Here is a 16,017-nt window from a genome sequence, read left to right as displayed (position 1 = left end):
TCGTCTTCCGTCAGCCCTGATCGAAGTCAAGGGTGACGTTGTCCGCGGTCGGAAAGGTACGGCAGGCGAGGACATATCCGGCGTCGATATCGGCCGGCTGGAGTGCACAAGGGGGCTGGAGGCGGACCGGGCCCTTGGTCAGCTTCGCTCGGCACATTCCGCAGACGCCCTCGCGGCAGGAGTGCGGAAGGTCCACGCCGGCGCGCAGTGAGGCGTCGAGGACGCTCTGCTGGGCGGGGACCGTGACGGTCGTCCGCACACCACGGTCGATCACGTGCACCCGTGAGGCCTCCTCCCCCGCCACACCGTGTGCAGTCGTGTCCGCCGTGCGCGCCGTGCCCGCCGAGTCCGGAGCCGAATCCGGAGCCGGAGCCCGATGTGCGGCTGCCGGGGCCCCGGAGAACCCCTCCGTGTGGATCTGTTGCGTCGTCAGCCCCAGCCCCGTCAGGGCCGCGCGGATGCCGTCGACGAAGCCGCCCGGCCCGCACACGAACGCTACGCTCAGGCCCTTGGTGAGGTCCGTCGCCTCGGCGAGTTCGCGGAGCTTGTCCTCTGACAGCCGCCCCCGCAGTATCGGGTCCGGGGAGCTGCCGCTGCTGTGGACATGCACGACGCGCAGACGCTCACCGTAAGTGCACGCCAGAAGTGCGAGTTGGCGGCGGAAGATCGTCGTTGCGCTGTCGCGGCTGCCGTAGAGGAGGGTGCAGCGGGTGTACGGCTCGACGGCGAGCAGGCTCTTGACGATGGACATCACGGGTGTGATGCCGCTTCCGGCCGCGACCGCGAGCACATGACGGCTGTGGGAGGGGGCGAGGTCCGTGGTGAACCGGCCGCGGGGGCGGGAGACTTCGACCCGGTCTCCGGCCCGCAGGTGGGTGTTGATCCAGGTGGACACCTTGCCGCCCTGCTGCTGCTTGACGGCGATCCGCAGTTCCCCGTCGGCGATCCCGCTGCAGATGGAGTACGCGCGCAGGGCCTGGACACCGTCGAGCACGGTGCGCAGCAGGACGTGCTGCCCGGGCCGGAAGCGGAACTCGGCGGCCAGCTCGACGGGGACGGCGAAGCCGACGGACACGGTGTCGGGCGTCTCTGGACGTACGTCGGTGACGGTCAGCCGGTGGAATCCGCGCGCGGTCGGGGAAGCGGGCGGCTGCGGGCCGCGGGGCCGGCCGAGCCTTCGGAGGGCATGTGCGATCCGGCGGCCCGCATGCAGCCGGTGGGCCACCAGGATGCTGAAGGCCGCGCCGGTGACCGTAGCGGTCCACCGGGTGAGCGGATCGCCCGTCGTCTTCCCCGCCGTGAGGGAGTGCAGGGTGACCAGGACGAACACGGCGAAGGAGCCGCGGTGGACGTGACGCCACAGCCGCTGCGGGAGCCGGGGGCGCAGGACGGACGTGGCCTGGATCGCGGCCATCAGGTACACGGCGGCCACGCCCCAGGCCCCGGCGAGTGGGCGGTGGCGGGTCGGCAGGGGTACGAGGAATTCGGCCCAGCCGAACAGCAGGCGGGGATCGGCGGCCAGGCCTGCCAGGTGGAGTGCGGTCAGGGTCAGGGACGTCGCGGCGAGGTGTCGGTGCACCTGGACGAGCCGGCCGGCACTGCGGCCGCGGCCGATGACGCGGGTGGACAGCAGCAACCCCCACAGCACGGCTGCCGAGACCAGCCACCATGCCGCCAGCCCGCCGGCGCGGGCGACGTGGGCGCAGAATTCGGGCGTCGACATGCCTCCACCGTGTGGTGGGGCAGACCGGTGCGGCAGCCACGCATTCTCGTTACTTGACGCCGTCGAGCCATGCGCGTCACTTGACGCCGTCGAGGGGCGCGGCCAGCGAAGCCGCCGATCGGGCGCGGGATCCGGCGGACAGCCGCCGAAGGGGCGCGGGATCGGCGGACAGCCGCCGAAGGGGCGCGGGATCGGCGGACGGCCGCCGTAGAGGGGCGGGGCCCGGCGCGCGACCGTCGAGGGGGCGGGGTCCGGGTGGTCGCCGAGCACTCTCGATTGGCCGTGCCCGCCCGCCTCCTCCCCCTACGCCGGCTACCCGCCTCCGTCAAGGCACGGATTGTCGCTGCTTGGCCGACGCTGCGCCGCCACCTGTCCTGGTGAGAGCGGCGACCTGCCGCTATCCGGCGCATCCCTCCGGTTGCGGATGTGCGGAACTGTGGTAGGAGGAATAGCGTCGTGTATATGAACGACCGCGGGATGGTCGCCGCTATGCAGGCGTCCGATCCGCAAGGGCTGGCAGAGGCGTACGACACTTACGCACATCGCCTATACGGCTACTGCTGCTCCGTACTGCACAACCCCGATGCGGCGGCTGACGCACTGCAGGACACGTTTGTGCTCGCCAACGAGCGGATCGGCCAGCTGCGCAATCCCGAGCGGCTGCGCCCCTGGCTGTACGCCATAGCCCGTAACGAATGCCTGCATCAACTGCGCGGTCAGCGACGTACCGCCGCGATCGAGGAGGCCGGCGAGGTGCGTGACGAGACCGTCGACCTCGATGCGGATCTGCGCACCGACGAGCTGCGGCACCTGGTGCAGGACGCGTTCGACGGGCTGAACACCCGCGATCGCGAGGTGCTGGAGCTGGCCATGCGCCAGGATCTCCAGGGCTCGGAGCTCGCCGCCGCGCTGGGCCTGTCGCTCAATCACACCCATGCGCTGCTGTCCCGCGCGCGTCAGCAGCTGGAGGGCGCCCTGGCCGCGGTGATCGTGGCCCGTAACGGTCGGCGGGACTGCGCGGAGCTGGCGCAGATGCTCGACGCCTGGGACGGCACGATGACGATCCTGATGCGCAAGCGCATCAACCGGCACATCGCCGCCTGCGAGATCTGCGCCGAGCGCAAGCATCGCGACGTCAGCGCCGCCTCGCTGCTGGCCCTGCTGCCCGTCCCCGTACTCTCGCCGACTTTGCGCGATCAGGTCGTCGAGGTGGTCACCGGTCCGCGGCACGCAGAGCGCCGCCGCGAGGTCACCGAGCGCGCCCGTCACTTCGACGCCAACGGCTTCCCCGTCCCCCTCGACAGGTGGGCGCGCCGGATGTCTCCCACGCCGGCCAAGATGGCCGCGGCCGGTGCCGCGGGCGTGGGGATCCTCGTCGCGGGCCCCTTCCTGTGGGCGAGCGGCGGGCCGGGGCCGGGGCAGGGGCCGGGCGAGGACCGCCCCGGACCGCAGGTCACCCGAATAGAGCCCGGCGGCACCGTGCCCCCCGGGACCGTGCTGGGGCCCGGCGACGTCGTCAACGGCAGGACGCTGGCCCCGGGCGAGACCTACCGGCCGGGCGACAAGGTGCCGGCGGACGCACCGGATCCGCGCCTGCACCGTGGCTCGACGAACCAGCCCGGGGAGAATCCGGGGGAAAAGCCGGCGGACGGCTCGTCGCCCTCGGGCAAGCAGGACACCCCCGGTGGGCCGGAAAAGGGTGGCAGCCCCGGTGGCCAGGACCGGGACGAGCCGGGTAGCCGGCCGGGCGGTGACCGCGACGAGCCGGGTAGCCGGCCGGGCGGGGACCGCGACGAGCCGGGTAACCCACCGGGCGGTGACCGCGACGAGCCCGGAAACCCGCCGGGGAACGACCCCGGCGACTCGCCGCGGGAACCTGGTGGCCAACCGCCGGATGAACCCGGCTCACCGAACGAGCCCGGCCCACCGGACGGCCCTGGTGGCAACCCTCCGCCGAACCCGCCCCCGCCACCACCGGAGCCGCCGGAGCCGAAGAAGAAGCCCCCGCCAACGCGTTTCGTCATTCCCGAGGATCCCTGCCATATCGAGCAGAACTGCCCGAAGAAGTGATCGGCGGAACTGCCCGGACGGTGATCAGTGGCCCCGTAGGACCCCGTAGGACCCCGTAGGACCCCGTAGGACCCGTGTGGCCCTGCGGGGCTTCGCGGTGCCTCGGGCCGTGCTGCCCTCGCGGACCGCGGTGCACAAATGCGACCGCGCTCGGTCCGGTGCGCCATACCCCGGCCCGTCACGCACCTGCGGCACTTGCATGCCGAGTCAAGACCCGAATTCCCGTGGCTGTCAGGCCCTGCGGCGGTCTCGGACTCTGAGGTCGGAACACAGCGACACAGCGTGTCCCAGAACCGATAGCCGACAGCCGACAGCTCACGGAGATTCGGAGATTCCGATGCAGATGAACATCGCGCTGGGTACCCGGCCGGGACGCAGCCACAACCACGACGAGACCGTGCTGAGCCTCCTTGGGAACAACCACAACGAGACGGTGCTCGCCCTCTCCGGCGTCAACCACAACGAGACGGTGCTCGTGGAACGGGCATGCGAGCCCGGCAGGACGGGACAGCACAACGAGACCGTGCTTGTTCCCCCCGGGACAAGCGGAAAGGACGGACGCGACGACGCAAGGGTGACATCCGCATGAGCGCCCTGATCCCCGCGCTGCCGCGCAGCGCCTGGACGGTCCTGGCAGCGGACGCGTTCTCGGCGGTCGGCACCGGTCTGACGCTGCCGATCCTCATCGGCAGCGGCTGGTTCGCCGTCGTGGCCGTCCTGTGCGGGGCGGGCGTGCTCCGCACCCTCCGCCTGGAGCACGGGCTGCCCCGGGCGGCCAACGGTCTGCCCGCCCCGGAAGAGATCTCCCGAACCGCCGTGCCGGCGGGCCGGACGGGGAGCTCACCATGACAGCCACAAGGACGGCCGGGCCGGGCACGGAGTCCGGCACGACCGGCACAACCGGCACGAACACAGCCAGGTCCAGCACGGAGTCCGGAAAGGCCGGCGCAAGGAGGGACAAGCCGGGGAGCAGGGCCGGTGACGTGCGGCAACGGGTGTGCGACGCCACCGTGCTCGGTGCCCGGTACCGCGCACAGGGCCGATACGGCGCGGCTGAGCGCCTCCTGCGCACCGCGCTCGCGGTGGCCCACGGCGCGCTCGGACCGTCCGACCCCGCCCTTGTGGGACCGCTCAACGAGCTGGGCGTCACGCTCAAGTACACCGGCGGGTTCACCGAGGCGGACAGGCTGTACCGGAGGGCGTTGGCGGTGGTCGAATCCGTCCTCGGGCCCGACCACCCGGATGCGGCCACCCTCCACCACAACCTGGGCGGACTCGCACACGCCCGGGGCGATTTCACGGCGGCGGAGGGGCCCGCCCGGCGTGCCGTGGCGATCCGAGAGAAGGCATGCGGCCCGGATCACCCGGACGTCGCCGCCGACCGTGCCGCGCTCGCCGCCATCGTGGACGGCCTGGGCCGGCCCATCGAGGCCGAGGCCCTGCTGCGCCGGGCACTGACGGTCTTCGAACGGACGCTGGGGCCCGTGCACCATGAGGTCGCGGTCACCCTGCACAATCTCGCCGCCCTGGCCTTCCGGCAGGGCGACCCGGCGGCAGCCGAGGCGGGCTTTCGACGCGCCTTGACGATCAAGAAGGGCACGCTCGGCCCCGACCACCCCGAACTCGCACCCACCCTGCACGACCTCGCGCTGATCCGCGGCACCCTCGGCGACACGAACGAGGCCATGGAGCTGTACGCGCAGGCCATCGCCGTATTGGAGCCGGCCGTCACCGCCCACCACCCGCTCCTGACCGCCGCCCGCCGGGGTCTGGCCGCCCTCCTCTCCGCACCTTGACACCGCGCGGCCCTAGCCCCGCCGTTGTCGTGGGCCTCGGTCCACGACAACGGGGACACGGTCCCGCCCTCCCGCGGCGGGGCTGCGGCCACCGACCGCAGCCACAGCCCGTCCACAGTCCGTCACCCGGCGGCTCCGGTCGAACCGAACCGGTCGGCTCTCTAGGCCTTCGGCTGGGTGAAGCGGATCCGGTTGCCGAACGGGTCGCGGAGCCCGCAGTCGATTCCGTACGGGCGCTCGGTGGGTTCCTCGGTGAACTCGACGCCCTTGCCCAGCAGCGTCTCGTACGTCGAGCGGCAGTCGTCCGTGGTGAGGATGAGCCAGCCGGCCATCGCGCCCTTGGTCACCAGCTCGCGGACCTGCTGCGCCGTCTCCTCGGACATCGCCGGCGGGCCCGGCTTCTCCAGCAGGAGCTCGCGCTCCGGGTGGCCGGGGACGTTGACGGTCAGCCAGCGCATGAAGCCCAGGTCGACGTCCGTGTTGACCTCCAGGCCGAGCTTGCCGACGTAGAAGTCCAGGGCCTCGTCCTGGTCGAGAACGTAAATCGCAGAATGCGTGATCGCGTTGAACATGTGCCTCACGCTACTGGGCACACCCGGCGAAAACTTATCCAAAACTGCTCACTGCAGGGCGCGGGCCGCCAGGTCCGAGCAGGCGGCCAGGTCCGAGCGGGCGGTCAAGCGCTCGGCCGCGTCCACGCCATCGTGAAGCACGTCGGCACACCCATGGCCGTCGCCTCTTTGCGGTACGCCCGCGGCGACCGGCCGACGATGTCGCGGAACGTGCGGCTGAAGGTTCCCGGGCTGCCGAAGCCGACGTCGAAGCAGATGTCCGTCACACTGCGGTCGGTCTCCCGCAGCAGGAACATCGCACGCTCGACACGGCGGCGCTGAAGGTAGCGGTGCGGCGTCTCGCCGAACGTGGCCCGGAAGGTGCGTGTGAAGTGAGCCTGCGACACATGGGCGATCCGGGCCAGGGCCGGGACGTCCAGCGGCTGCGCGTAGGCCCGGTCCATCGCGTCCCGCGCCCGAAGCATGCGGCGGTTGGTCTCTTCTGCGGCGCGGCTCACCGCGTCATCACACCACAGCTCCGCACCGTCGCGGTGCGCGTCCGCCCCCTTAGGCTGGGCACCGTGACAGGTTCGAGCCCCTTCGTGCACCCCTGCTGGGGCCTCCGGTTCCATTGGTGGGCAGTGGACTCGGCCGGCCGGGTGGGCATGTTCTCGTCCGCTTTCGGGCCCGTCCCGGCTGCGGCCCATGCCGGAGAGTTGGCCATGAACGGTGCCACCGCTGAGGCGAGAGCACAGCACCCGGAGTGGTTCGACCGGGTCTGCCATGACGACCCCGAGGAGTGCCCCGAAACGCACTGCGCTGTCGCATTGGGCCAGGGGCCCTACCTCTTCACCTGGGACGAGGAGCACGACGACCGCTACACACGCTTCGGCGTGCCGAAGGATCCGCTGCTCGCCTCGCAGCTGTCAGGGCGGCTGGCAGAGGCCGCCCGGCTTGTCGAGGTGGACTTCCCCTTCGAGCGGTCGATCCGGGTCGATCTGAGGTACCCGGGAGGCCGGGAGCTCCTCTCCGGCACGCCTGGTACCGCGGTCTGGCAGGCCGGGGACCGACGGATCCAGGGCCTGTCCGATCCTGCCCCATCGGACACCCGCCAGGTACGACGCATCTAGGTACGCGTACTCATGCCCCGCCCGACGCGGTGCGGACACCATGCACGTATGAGAACGCACAAACTGCACACTGCCGCCTCCGCCGTCTTAGTGGCGGCCGTGCCGGTTGCCACATGGGGCCTGATGGGGCGGCAGGACGCAGCCGGCTACCCGCCGTCCGAACTCGACCATGCCGTCCGGCCGCTGCCCCTCGCAGAGAGCCTGGAGACTTCTCTCGGCGTCGTGTCCCTGGTGTTGGCGGTCGTCACCGCGGCGCTGCTGGCGCGCGCCTCGCGCAGCGAGACCGTCGACCGCGGCCGGTGGATGGTGCTTGTGCCTCTGATCGTGGCCGGGCTGATCGTCGGCGCGGGTTGGCGGGTGCTCACCGCGGGGGTCATCGGCGCGAACATCGGCGCGGGGCTCGTCGTCTGGGCGGGCGGTCCAGTGACGGCCGCGCTCCTGTTCTGGGCGCTGTTCGTCGGCCTGCAGCGCCACAACGGTGACCGGGGTGGCCGGGTGCGTCAGCTCAAGGTCTGAGCCGCTGCGCTCAGGCGACGCAGTGGGGCTGGAAGGCAGGGTCGGCCGGGCCCTGCCGGTCCAGGGCGTGCTTCACCCACTGGGCGACGACGGGATCCTTGGTGGCCTGGTCGTGCTCCGTCGTGTCGAGCGGGCACCTGTCCTGGAGCAGGACGTTGGTGACATGGGCTGGCGGACCGCTCAGGAACGAGCTGGTGTAGGGGAGCACCACCTCGTCGTACTTGGTGGCGAGCTGCGTGTAGTCGGGGCCTGCGGGCGCCTCGGGGTCGGCGTTGAGCTTCTCGAGCAGATCGGAGCCGGTGGTCTGGTCCACGCAGGAGGGACAGACGGTGGCTCCGGCCACGAGGGCCAACGGGTTCGAGGTGCCGTGGTTGGACGGCACGATGCCGACGAGGTCGTCCACCTTGTTAGCGCCGCCGAGGAACTTGATGTAGTAGCGCGGCATCATCCCGCCCTGGCTGTGGCCGACGAGGTCGACCTTCTTCGCGCCGGTCGATCCGAGTACGGCGTTCACGAAGTCACGCAGCTCGGACGCCGAGTCGGGGATGGGGTCGGTCGCGGCATGCCCGTAATTGAAGGCGAACACGCAGTAGCCCGCACCGGCGAGGTTCGGTGAGAGCGTGGCCCAGTTCTCGGCCATGGTCTTGAACGTGCCGTTGACCAGGACGACCGGCTCGGGGTGTGCCGAGCTGGGCTTGCACGACCAGTCGTTTGCGCCCGCCGGGGGGATGTCGGTGACATCGGCGTGGGCGGTGGCGGTGAAGCCCATGAAGCCGAGGGCCACGGCCGCTGTGGCGGCGGTCAGGAACCGGAGGCGGGAGCGCAGACGCATGGTGGGACCTTTCTCGGATCGAGCCACTGCCCGAACTGCGGTCGGCAATGCCGAACCGTAAGCGGAATAGTTACTTCCGAGTCAGTAGCCGTCAAGGCTTCCGCCGCCAGCCCGATGTCACATCCGCGCCCCCTTGCCATGACGGCTCGCGTCGTGCTGGGCGGGGGTCGCCGCCGGAACGATCAAGTCGAGGGATGCGGAAATTCGTAGAAATGGGACGAACCGCCCGATAGTCGGCGCGCGGTAGCGAGTCGACCGCACGGTAGTGAGCCGGCCGCAGGTGGCGGGCCGTCCGAGAGTCCCCGAGGTGGCCGTCCGGGAGGTCCCAAGGTCGTCGTCCGAAAGTGCCCGTGGTGGCCCGTCCGAGGGGGTCCGAGGCGGTCAGCCGGCTCCGTTGGGGGTGGTCATCGCCAGTCGGGCGAGGGAAGCCGCCTCCGGGCTGTCCTCCTCGGCACTGAAGACGTGTACGACCAGGCCCATCTCGCCCGGCACGGCCGGCACATGCAGCGTCTCGTAGTCCAGCGTGAGCAGTCCGGCCTCCGGATGCCGCAGCCGCTTGCGTCCCGCCGCGCACATCACGACCTCGCCGGTGGCCCAGATCCGCCGGAACTCGGCGCTGTGTGCGGACAGTTCGGCGATGAGCGCGGTCAGTTCCGCGTCACCGGGATAACGTCCCGCGGATACCTGCAGCTGCCCGACCGCCTCTCTCGCCCGGTCCTCCCACTCGGGGTGGACGGTCCGGGCCGCGGGGTCGAGGAAGAGGTACCGGGCGTTGTTCCGGTCGCGGCGGGCCGGGGCGGCCAGGCCGCCCATCAATTCGGCGCCCAGGCCGTTCCAGGCGACCACGTCGAGACAGTGGTTCGTCACGAAGGCCGGGAAGCGGGCCATGTCGTCCAGGAGCCGCTGCAGCAGGGGGCTCACCCGGGCCCTGGGCGCGGGGTCGCGCCGCGCGCCGGCGAGGGTGGCGAGGTGCCTGCGCTCGGCCGTGTCGAGGCCGAGCGCCCCGGCGAGCGCGTCGAGCACCTCGGGCGACGGCTGGGTGGCCCGGCCCTGTTCGAGGCGCACGTAGTAGTCCACGCTGATTCCGGCGAGCTGGGCCAGCTCCTCGCGCCGCAGCCCGTGCACCCGCCGGCGACGGCCGCCGACGAGACCGACCTGCTCCGGCGCGACACGTCCCCGGCGGGCGCGCAGAAAGCCGCCGAGTGCCTTGCGGGTATCACCGATCCCATCGATGGGATCGATGCGGTTGCTGCGGTCGATGCGGTCGGCACTCCTGCCGTTGCGGGTGCCGTCTTCGCTGCGGCTGTCCATGCCGTCCGTGCGCTGGATGTGGTGCGGGCCGTCCATACGCCCAAGTATGCGTGGCCCTCTCAGTACCAGGATCACCACTCCGCCGGTTGACCAGGGTGCTGGCTACCCGGCGCCGCCCGGGGGAACGTAGCGGCATGACCGAAGCAATACCGCAGCAGCCCAAGAAGATCCTCGTCGTCAGTGCCCACCCGGAACCCCGTTCGCTCAACGCCGCGCTGGCCGCCTTCGCGGTCGAGCATCTGCGGGCAGCGGGGCACGAAGTGCGGGTGTCCGACCTCTACGCGATGAAGTGGAAGGCGGCGATCGACGCCGACGACTTCCCCGACCACGGCGCGGACCACCGGCTGGACGTGCCGGCCGCCCATGAGCGGGCCACGCTGGCGGGCCGGCTGTCGCCCGACATCGCGGCCGAGCAGGAGAAGGTGCGCTGGTCGGACGCGGTGATCCTGCAGTTCCCGATGTGGTGGTTCTCCGTGCCCGCGATACTCAAGGGCTGGATCGACCGGGTGTTCACCAATGGGTTCGCGCACGGCCCGGCGGTTCCCCCGCCCTACAGCGAGGGCGCCCTGGGGGGACGGCGGGCCCTGGTGTCGGTGACGATCGGCGCCCGGGAGTCGGCGTTCTCCGACCGGGGCGTCCACGGGCAGCTGTCGGACGTCCTCCACCCGGTGCAGCACGGCCTGTTCTGGTTCACGGGCATGACGCCGCTCGACCCGTTCGCCGTGTACGGCACCGTCGACCTGCCGGAGGAACGCTTCGAGGCGGCGAAGCGGGAGTACGGCGGACGGCTCGACGGGCTCTTCACCGACGAGCCGGTCCCGTTCCGCTCGCTCGTCGGCGGCGACTACGACCACGACATGCGGCTGCTGCCGGACGTGGAGGCGCCGGGGACGAGCGGACTCGCCCTCCACGTCCGCCCGCCTGTCTGATACCCGGAGCCACTGGCCGCGCTCCGGCCGTATCGCCTCCCTGCCGTACGAGGTCCGGCGGGGAGCGCGGCCGCCGGTGCGACGGCTGCGACCGGGCAGGTTGTGCCGGCGGCCGACGAGGCCGGGCGCGCGGTGCGTGCCCTGAGGAAATTGCGCTGGACAGACGCCGCATGGCTGGCCGATAGTGCGCCGCATGGCCTCTGTTGTACGGCACCTCACCATCGACTGCTCCGACGCCTACCGTCTGGGGCAGTTCTGGGCCGCGGTCCTGGACGGCTCCCTCGCTGACGACGACTTCCCCGGCGACCCCGAGGCGGTGGTCACGGCACCCGGCTCGAACCTCCTGTTCATCACGGTCCCGGAAGCCAAGACCGTGAAGAACCGGCTGCACGTCGATCTGCAGCCGCAGGACCGTTCGCGCGACGAGGAGGTGGAGCGGATCCTCACCCTGGGCGCGACCGTGGTCGGCGATCACCGCAAGCCGGACGGGACGGGCTGGGTGACCCTGGCCGATCCCGAGGGCAACGAGTTCTGTGTGGAACGCAGCGCGGCCGAGCGGGCCGGGGCACGGTGAACCGCGAGGGGTGGACCGGGCCTTGGAGCCGCGGGGGAAGGGTGGTGGTGCGCGGATGAGCGTGTACGAGCGCACAGACTGCCCATGCGTGGGAACACGTGATTCCCCCACGGGTCGTCGCGGCGGTGAGACCACGCGACTCCCCAGGTCCAGGCTTGCGCAGGCTAGGTTGCGCCGGGCAGGCCCAGAGCGACCAGGAGGGCCGCGGAGAGCTCTTCCGCGAACTGGGCCGATCCGGTGAGCGTCTGACGGACCGCTTCCTCATCGGGCGTCAGCCCGGCCGCCGCCGCCCAGGCGAGCGCGCCGGCCACGGCGGGTTCGATCGGGAACTGCTCCAGCGGTATCCCGTAGTCCTCCGCCATATCGCGATTGAGCAGCGCCTCCCAGCTGCTGCCGTCCGGCATGGCGGCCTCGATGAACCCCACGTCGCTGTCGAGGAAGGACACCACGATGGCCGGCGTCCCCGTTCTCCGCACGAGGGTCGCCGTGCTTCGCGGTCCGGCGTCGGCGAAGTCGGTCACCTGCCAGCCGTCCGCCAACGCCTCCGGGTCGTCCACGCCGGTGAACCCGGCTGCCCGCATGAGCTGGTGCAGTTCACCCGTGGACCGGGTCGTCAATGATCCGCCTGAGTTTCCCATGGTCCGCAAAGTAGCGGATGCCTCTGACAAGCCGGGTGACAGCCCAGCTCAGTGTGGTGGGGCCCCAGGCGGCCGGTCCCCCGTCCGGACGGCGGCAGCTGCCCGTGCGCCGGTCAGCCTGCCGGTACGACGTTGGTCGCTGCCACCGCGGGGCGCAGGGCCTTGGCGATCCGGACGCCGTCACCGACGAGCCAGAAGTGGACGAAGAAGAGGCGGGGGTCGTCCGTCAGGCCGTGGTTGTGCAGCTCGACGAGTTCGGCCCCCGCCCGCCGCAGGGCCGCCAGGACGTCCTGGACCTCCTTGGCGATCATGGCGCAGTCCCCGCTGATCGCGGCGTGGCCGCCGCCCAGCGGCTGGAAGTTGAACGCGGTGGTCGATCCCAACCCCGGGGGCAGTACCCGGCGGCCGTCGGTGACGGTCTCCCGGCGGACGAAGACGGACTTGTAGATGCCGTCGTCGATGGATCCCTTCACGCCCAGCGTGGCATCGATCGCGGCGGTGTCCAGGTCGAGGGGCCGTGGCGGGGCCGACATCAGCGGGGGCGGTGTGCTGGTGCGGTCCAGCGCCGCCCGCAGGCCGCGGGCCATGGACACCGCGTGGTGACCGTGCGCGTGGACGTGCACCCACCAGATGTCGGGGCTCTGGGAGAGCAGGTGCTTGTGGATCGCGGTCAGCGCGATCCCGTGCTCGGACAGGGCGTCGACGAAGGGCTGCAGTTCGGACTCGGTGACCACCAGATCACCCATCACCATCGTGCTCTTGTCGGCGTAACGGACGAAGGACACGTGCGAGCCGAGGGCCAGCGCCGGTTTGACGATCACGCCGTGGGAGCGTACGAGGAGGTCCCGGCGCGGGAAGGCCGTGTGGTACATCAGGTTGCGCTTCATGTCGCCCGGCCGTCCCAGCGCGTTGGCCACGCCCTCCCAGCCCGATACGTCGGTGGGAACCGGTTTGACCAACCTGCCGCTCTTTCCCCCGGCCGTCCCAGCGGCCATGGCCCGGGCGGGGGCCGTCGCCCCGGCCAGCATCGGAACCAGGGCGGCCGCGGCCAGCACGCGCCGCCGCGGCGCACCCGCGTGCGGGTAGTCGTCCTGCTGTCGGTCTCCAGCCATCACGTGAGCACCTCCATGACGGGATGGAAGCACGGCGGACCGGCATCAAGGCCGTCCCCCACAGCGCTTGAGGCCACATGAGCTAAGCAACGTGAAGCCACATGGGCTAAGCGATCAGCCCCGGTTCCGGTTCGGCCGGCCCGCCGTGGGCGTACGCGGTCGACGCCACGGCCGGCCGGTCGAGGCGGGACGCGGGTCCGGCCGGCAGGTTCAGGGCCGGGTGGTCGAGCGCAGGCGGTGCCGTACCACACGCTGGGCGAGCGGACCGAGCTCGTCGAGGGCGGCGGCCAATACGGCGAGCTGTTCGAGCGCATCGAGGGCGAGCGTCGCACCGTGTTCGTCGACACCTTCATAGAGTTCGAGACCGACGAACGAGCCCGCCACGGCGCGGGCGAGTCCGGGGATGTCCGTGAACTCGGCGATCGGCGAGCCGTCCAGGACCCTGGCCAGGGCCTTCTCGATCTCGTCGATCCACAGCTGCAGGCCCGCGGCGGTGGCGGGCGCGAGACGCGGCTGGGTCTGGGCGGCTGCCAGCAGCTGTCCCAGGAAGGCGACCTGGCCGGCCGCCCGCTCCTCGATGTGCATCTCGCGGCCGAACGTGAGGAGTTCCGCGAGGCTGCCGACCTCCGCAAGCCGGGCACGGTAGCGCGCGACGCGCTGTTCGGCGCCGTGGCGGCAGGCGGCGGCGAGCAGTTCGTCGACCGAGCCGAAGTGATAGAAGACCAGGGCCTGGTTGACGCCTGCCGCCGCCGCGATGGAGCGGGCGGAAGTCTTGGCGATGCCCTGTTCGGCGAGGGTGCGAAGCGCGCCCTCCAGCAGCTTCTCCTTGGTGTCCGGGGTCTTGGCGTCCACTGCCTTGGCGGTGGGGGTGCCTGCCTTGGAGTCCGGGCTCATGCGCGCGCCTCCTCGCGTACGGGACGCAGCCCGGCGCGCACTCCGCACGCGTCCACGTCGGTGTATTCGGCGGTGAACGACCCCTCGTAGCCGAACAGTGGGCCGAAGTAGCGGTTGGTCACCCGGACCCGGATGTGGAACCGGCCGGTGGAGTCGTCGAAGGACTCCCGTACCTCCGCTTCGCCGCCGATCAGCGCCGGGACGCGGAGGTCGAACGGCCCTTCGCGAAAGCGGTGTTCACCGGAGCGGATGACGAGCGAGCCGTCCGGTTCGGCCGTGGGGTGCAGGTCGGTGGCGAGGTGCTGGTGGGTGCCGAGGTAGTCCAGGACGCAGTCGCGCTCGGGGCTGTGGACCATGGTGGCGTCGAAGCGGCGTGGTCCACCGGGCAGTGCGAACGTTCTGACGAAGGTGACGGTCTCGCGGCCGTAGGAGTCTGCGTAGGGGACGTTTTCGATGGTGAAGGGGACCTGGGTGCCGGTGCGCGGGACGAGGATGTTGCGGCTGGCGCCGAGTGCGAGAAACGGCCTGATGAAGGCGGGGCCGTGCCAGATCCGGTCCATCACGCCGCGGCCGGTGCAGGCCTCGCCGCTTTCGAGTCCGACGGAGAAGCGCCGCCGCAGTTGGGGGTGGAGCCGGGTGAAGGCGCGCTCCCCCATGACGCGTTGGAAGATCGAGCTCATGCGTGCTCCAAGGTGGTGAGGAGGGCGGGCGTGGCGGTGGGTGCGGGTGGGGTGCGTCGGCAGCGGCGGGCGGCCGGGGTCCGGGGCGAGGGCGGCGCGAGGAGCGCTACGGCGGCGAGCGCGAGCGTGAGGTACGCGGCGGCGCTCATCGCGGGCACGTAGGAGGGGTGGACCGCCCACACCATCGCCGTGCAGACGACGGCCGTCGCCACGGCCAGGACGCGGGCCGTCAGGTCGGCCACCGCATACGCGAGTGACCTGCCCGGGCTGATCCCGCGCTCGCACCACAGCCGCAGCCGGTCGAAGGACCAGGCGGTCGCCCAGCCCATCAGCGGCCGGAACACGGTCCGGTCGGCGACGGCGCCGAAGCGGCCCCAACGCGGCCGGTAGTCGTAGCCGGTGAGGAAGCGCACGCCGTCGGTGGTGGGCACATACCTCCAGTAGCCGCTGCCCTCGGCGAGGAGCGAGAGCCGCTGGGGTGAGGCGAATCGGAGGGCCGAGACACGCTCGCCTCCGCTCCGGTGTCGCTCCCCGGCGGAGATGCCGGTGCCGGCGACGGTCAGGAAGGGCAGCACCCGGGTCGCGTAGCGGAAGCGCTGGGGCTCGCCGGGTGCACGCGGCAGGTAGTCGATCTCCGTGAAGCGCAGGTCCCAGCGTTCGTGATGGGCGGGGACCTGGGTCCGCTCCCAGATGGTCTCGATGTCGGCGCGGATGTGCGTCTCCACGTAGAGCCTCATGAACGCCCCGTCCTCACGAATCGGCCCACTCCTGGCACACGCTCTTTTGAGCGACTGCTCAACGCGAAGTTAGCAGGCGTTTGAGCAGTCGCTCAACGGGGGGTGACGCGGCGTCATGCATCGGTGGGTCGGGAGTCGTTCCGGCGACGTGGTCGCCGCGGAGGCGGCGCGCCCGCCCCGGGGAGTCCGGCCTGCGCACGCGCGGCGCGGAGAGACACGGCCCGTCCCAGGACGCCACGCCCTCGACTCAAGCCGCCGAAGCCCCGGGCGAGGAGCGGCCGCGAACCGTCCTGCCCGGCCTGGGCGATGTGCCGCCGGGCTGGGAGAGGGCCGGGACGCCACGGTTCCAGGGGCTTGACCGCGAAACCGGCCTGGTGGCCTCCGGCAGTCGGGGGTACGTGGCGACCGACCTCCCCCGACGGCGAAGGCGACCTGAGGACGGACTCGGCCCGCCTCGGACGCCCGCCGGTACGGGTGTGCGCTGCGCTGCACACCGGTGACGTCGGGCGTCCGGGCGGGTGGAG

Annotated in this window: 18 protein-coding genes; 8 read left to right on the top strand and 10 right to left on the bottom strand. The window is 71.5% G+C overall.

Going from position 1 to position 16,017, the window contains the following annotated elements; all coding sequences use genetic code 11:
• Positions 1-10: 10 nt before the first annotated feature.
• The gene (locus AC0680_RS18165) at positions 11-1,723 is read right to left on the bottom strand and encodes a 2Fe-2S iron-sulfur cluster-binding protein (RefSeq protein ID WP_478629596.1); all 1,713 of its coding nucleotides are present in this window, start codon (positions 1,721-1,723) and stop codon (positions 11-13) included.
• A 462-nt stretch (positions 1,724-2,185) separates the two neighbouring features.
• Here AC0680_RS18165 and AC0680_RS18160 point away from each other — a divergent pair, with 462 nt between their 5' ends.
• The 4 genes from AC0680_RS18160 to AC0680_RS18145 all read left to right on the top strand — a co-directional run bounded on the left by AC0680_RS18160 (position 2,186) and on the right by AC0680_RS18145 (position 5,589).
• Positions 2,186-3,793 (top strand): RNA polymerase sigma factor, encoded by a 1,608-nt coding sequence (locus AC0680_RS18160; protein WP_478629595.1) that lies wholly within the window; start codon positions 2,186-2,188, stop codon positions 3,791-3,793.
• Positions 3,794-4,130: 337 nt separating this feature from the next.
• Positions 4,131-4,382, top strand: a complete 252-nt coding sequence (locus tag AC0680_RS18155; protein WP_478629593.1) for a hypothetical protein — start codon at positions 4,131-4,133, stop codon at positions 4,380-4,382.
• Positions 4,379-4,642 carry a hypothetical protein gene (locus AC0680_RS18150; RefSeq protein WP_478629591.1) on the top strand — a complete coding sequence of 88 codons (264 nt, stop codon included), beginning with the start codon at positions 4,379-4,381 and terminating at the stop codon, positions 4,640-4,642. The genes AC0680_RS18155 and AC0680_RS18150 overlap by 4 nt, the downstream gene beginning before the upstream one ends.
• The gene (locus AC0680_RS18145; protein WP_478629588.1) at positions 4,639-5,589 is read left to right on the top strand and encodes a tetratricopeptide repeat protein; all 951 of its coding nucleotides are present in this window, start codon (positions 4,639-4,641) and stop codon (positions 5,587-5,589) included. Before AC0680_RS18150 ends, AC0680_RS18145 begins: the two co-directional genes overlap by 4 nt.
• 161 nt (positions 5,590-5,750) lie before the next feature.
• On the opposite strand, the gene AC0680_RS18140 is transcribed toward AC0680_RS18145, so the two are convergent.
• Together AC0680_RS18140 and AC0680_RS18135 are read right to left on the bottom strand one after the other, a co-directional pair.
• Complete coding sequence (locus AC0680_RS18140; protein ID WP_384430725.1) at positions 5,751-6,161, bottom strand: VOC family protein; 411 nt, start codon at positions 6,159-6,161, stop codon at positions 5,751-5,753.
• A gap of 104 nt (positions 6,162-6,265) precedes the next feature.
• Complete coding sequence (locus AC0680_RS18135; protein ID WP_478629585.1) at positions 6,266-6,658, bottom strand: helix-turn-helix domain-containing protein; 393 nt, start codon at positions 6,656-6,658, stop codon at positions 6,266-6,268.
• A gap of 204 nt (positions 6,659-6,862) precedes the next feature.
• Between AC0680_RS18135 and AC0680_RS18130 the strand changes: the two genes are divergently transcribed.
• Positions 6,863-7,270, top strand: coding sequence for a hypothetical protein (locus tag AC0680_RS18130; protein WP_478629583.1), 408 nt, complete (start codon positions 6,863-6,865; stop codon positions 7,268-7,270).
• Between the two features lie 48 nt (positions 7,271-7,318).
• The gene (locus AC0680_RS18125; RefSeq protein ID WP_478629581.1) at positions 7,319-7,786 is read left to right on the top strand and encodes a hypothetical protein; all 468 of its coding nucleotides are present in this window, start codon (positions 7,319-7,321) and stop codon (positions 7,784-7,786) included.
• 10 nt (positions 7,787-7,796) lie between these two features.
• Here AC0680_RS18125 and AC0680_RS18120 read toward each other — a convergent pair whose 3' ends face one another.
• Positions 7,797-8,618, bottom strand: coding sequence for an alpha/beta fold hydrolase (locus AC0680_RS18120; RefSeq protein WP_478629579.1), 822 nt, complete (start codon positions 8,616-8,618; stop codon positions 7,797-7,799).
• A 381-nt stretch (positions 8,619-8,999) separates the two neighbouring features.
• Positions 9,000-9,965, bottom strand: coding sequence for a helix-turn-helix transcriptional regulator (locus AC0680_RS18115; RefSeq protein ID WP_478629577.1), 966 nt, complete (start codon positions 9,963-9,965; stop codon positions 9,000-9,002).
• Positions 9,966-10,063: 98 nt separating this feature from the next.
• On the opposite strand from AC0680_RS18115, the gene AC0680_RS18110 reads away from it, so the two are divergent.
• Together AC0680_RS18110 and AC0680_RS18105 are read left to right on the top strand one after the other, a co-directional pair.
• Positions 10,064-10,858, top strand: a complete 795-nt coding sequence (locus AC0680_RS18110; RefSeq protein ID WP_478629574.1) for an NAD(P)H-dependent oxidoreductase — start codon at positions 10,064-10,066, stop codon at positions 10,856-10,858.
• 193 nt (positions 10,859-11,051) lie between these two features.
• Entirely contained in the window at positions 11,052-11,432 is a 381-nt protein-coding gene (locus tag AC0680_RS18105) for a VOC family protein (RefSeq protein ID WP_478629572.1), read from the top strand.
• Between the two features lie 164 nt (positions 11,433-11,596).
• Here the strand turns inward: AC0680_RS18105 and AC0680_RS18100 are convergent, their stop codons facing one another.
• The 5 genes from AC0680_RS18100 to AC0680_RS18080 all read right to left on the bottom strand — a co-directional run bounded on the left by AC0680_RS18100 (position 11,597) and on the right by AC0680_RS18080 (position 15,493).
• Positions 11,597-12,049 carry a hypothetical protein gene (locus AC0680_RS18100; RefSeq protein ID WP_478629570.1) on the bottom strand — a complete coding sequence of 151 codons (453 nt, stop codon included), beginning with the start codon at positions 12,047-12,049 and terminating at the stop codon, positions 11,597-11,599.
• Positions 12,050-12,183: 134 nt separating this feature from the next.
• Positions 12,184-13,182, bottom strand: a complete 999-nt coding sequence (locus AC0680_RS18095; RefSeq protein ID WP_478629567.1) for an LppY/LpqO family protein — start codon at positions 13,180-13,182, stop codon at positions 12,184-12,186.
• A 210-nt stretch (positions 13,183-13,392) separates the two neighbouring features.
• Positions 13,393-14,076 (bottom strand): TetR/AcrR family transcriptional regulator, encoded by a 684-nt coding sequence (locus AC0680_RS18090; protein WP_478629565.1) that lies wholly within the window; start codon positions 14,074-14,076, stop codon positions 13,393-13,395.
• Positions 14,073-14,756: a DUF4166 domain-containing protein gene (locus tag AC0680_RS18085; protein WP_478629564.1), complete on the bottom strand. Its 684-nt coding sequence runs from the start codon at positions 14,754-14,756 to the stop codon at positions 14,073-14,075. Before AC0680_RS18085 ends, AC0680_RS18090 begins: the two co-directional genes overlap by 4 nt.
• Positions 14,753-15,493 carry a hypothetical protein gene (locus tag AC0680_RS18080; protein ID WP_478629561.1) on the bottom strand — a complete coding sequence of 247 codons (741 nt, stop codon included), beginning with the start codon at positions 15,491-15,493 and terminating at the stop codon, positions 14,753-14,755. The genes AC0680_RS18085 and AC0680_RS18080 overlap by 4 nt, the downstream gene beginning before the upstream one ends.
• Positions 15,494-16,017 lie beyond the last annotated feature (524 nt).

The organism is Streptomyces sp. NPDC043738, assembly GCF_056436545.1.
This window is presented reverse-complemented; position numbering and strand designations above follow the sequence as displayed.

Coding starts and splice junctions, on each gene's coding strand:
- AC0680_RS18165 (WP_478629596.1), bottom strand. CDS start 1,723: ATGTCGACGCCCGAATTCTGCGCCCACGTCGCCCGCGCCGGCGGGCTG.
- AC0680_RS18160 (WP_478629595.1), top strand. CDS start 2,186: ATGAACGACCGCGGGATGGTCGCCGCTATGCAGGCGTCCGATCCGCAA.
- AC0680_RS18155 (WP_478629593.1), top strand. CDS start 4,131: ATGCAGATGAACATCGCGCTGGGTACCCGGCCGGGACGCAGCCACAAC.
- AC0680_RS18150 (WP_478629591.1), top strand. CDS start 4,379: ATGAGCGCCCTGATCCCCGCGCTGCCGCGCAGCGCCTGGACGGTCCTG.
- AC0680_RS18145 (WP_478629588.1), top strand. CDS start 4,639: ATGACAGCCACAAGGACGGCCGGGCCGGGCACGGAGTCCGGCACGACC.
- AC0680_RS18140 (WP_384430725.1), bottom strand. CDS start 6,161: ATGTTCAACGCGATCACGCATTCTGCGATTTACGTTCTCGACCAGGAC.
- AC0680_RS18130 (WP_478629583.1), top strand. CDS start 6,863: ATGAACGGTGCCACCGCTGAGGCGAGAGCACAGCACCCGGAGTGGTTC.
- AC0680_RS18125 (WP_478629581.1), top strand. CDS start 7,319: ATGAGAACGCACAAACTGCACACTGCCGCCTCCGCCGTCTTAGTGGCG.
- AC0680_RS18120 (WP_478629579.1), bottom strand. CDS start 8,618: ATGCGTCTGCGCTCCCGCCTCCGGTTCCTGACCGCCGCCACAGCGGCC.
- AC0680_RS18115 (WP_478629577.1), bottom strand. CDS start 9,965: ATGGACGGCCCGCACCACATCCAGCGCACGGACGGCATGGACAGCCGC.
- AC0680_RS18110 (WP_478629574.1), top strand. CDS start 10,064: ATGACCGAAGCAATACCGCAGCAGCCCAAGAAGATCCTCGTCGTCAGT.
- AC0680_RS18105 (WP_478629572.1), top strand. CDS start 11,052: ATGGCCTCTGTTGTACGGCACCTCACCATCGACTGCTCCGACGCCTAC.
- AC0680_RS18095 (WP_478629567.1), bottom strand. CDS start 13,182: ATGGCTGGAGACCGACAGCAGGACGACTACCCGCACGCGGGTGCGCCG.
- AC0680_RS18090 (WP_478629565.1), bottom strand. CDS start 14,076: ATGAGCCCGGACTCCAAGGCAGGCACCCCCACCGCCAAGGCAGTGGAC.
- AC0680_RS18085 (WP_478629564.1), bottom strand. CDS start 14,756: ATGAGCTCGATCTTCCAACGCGTCATGGGGGAGCGCGCCTTCACCCGG.
- AC0680_RS18080 (WP_478629561.1), bottom strand. CDS start 15,493: ATGAGGCTCTACGTGGAGACGCACATCCGCGCCGACATCGAGACCATC.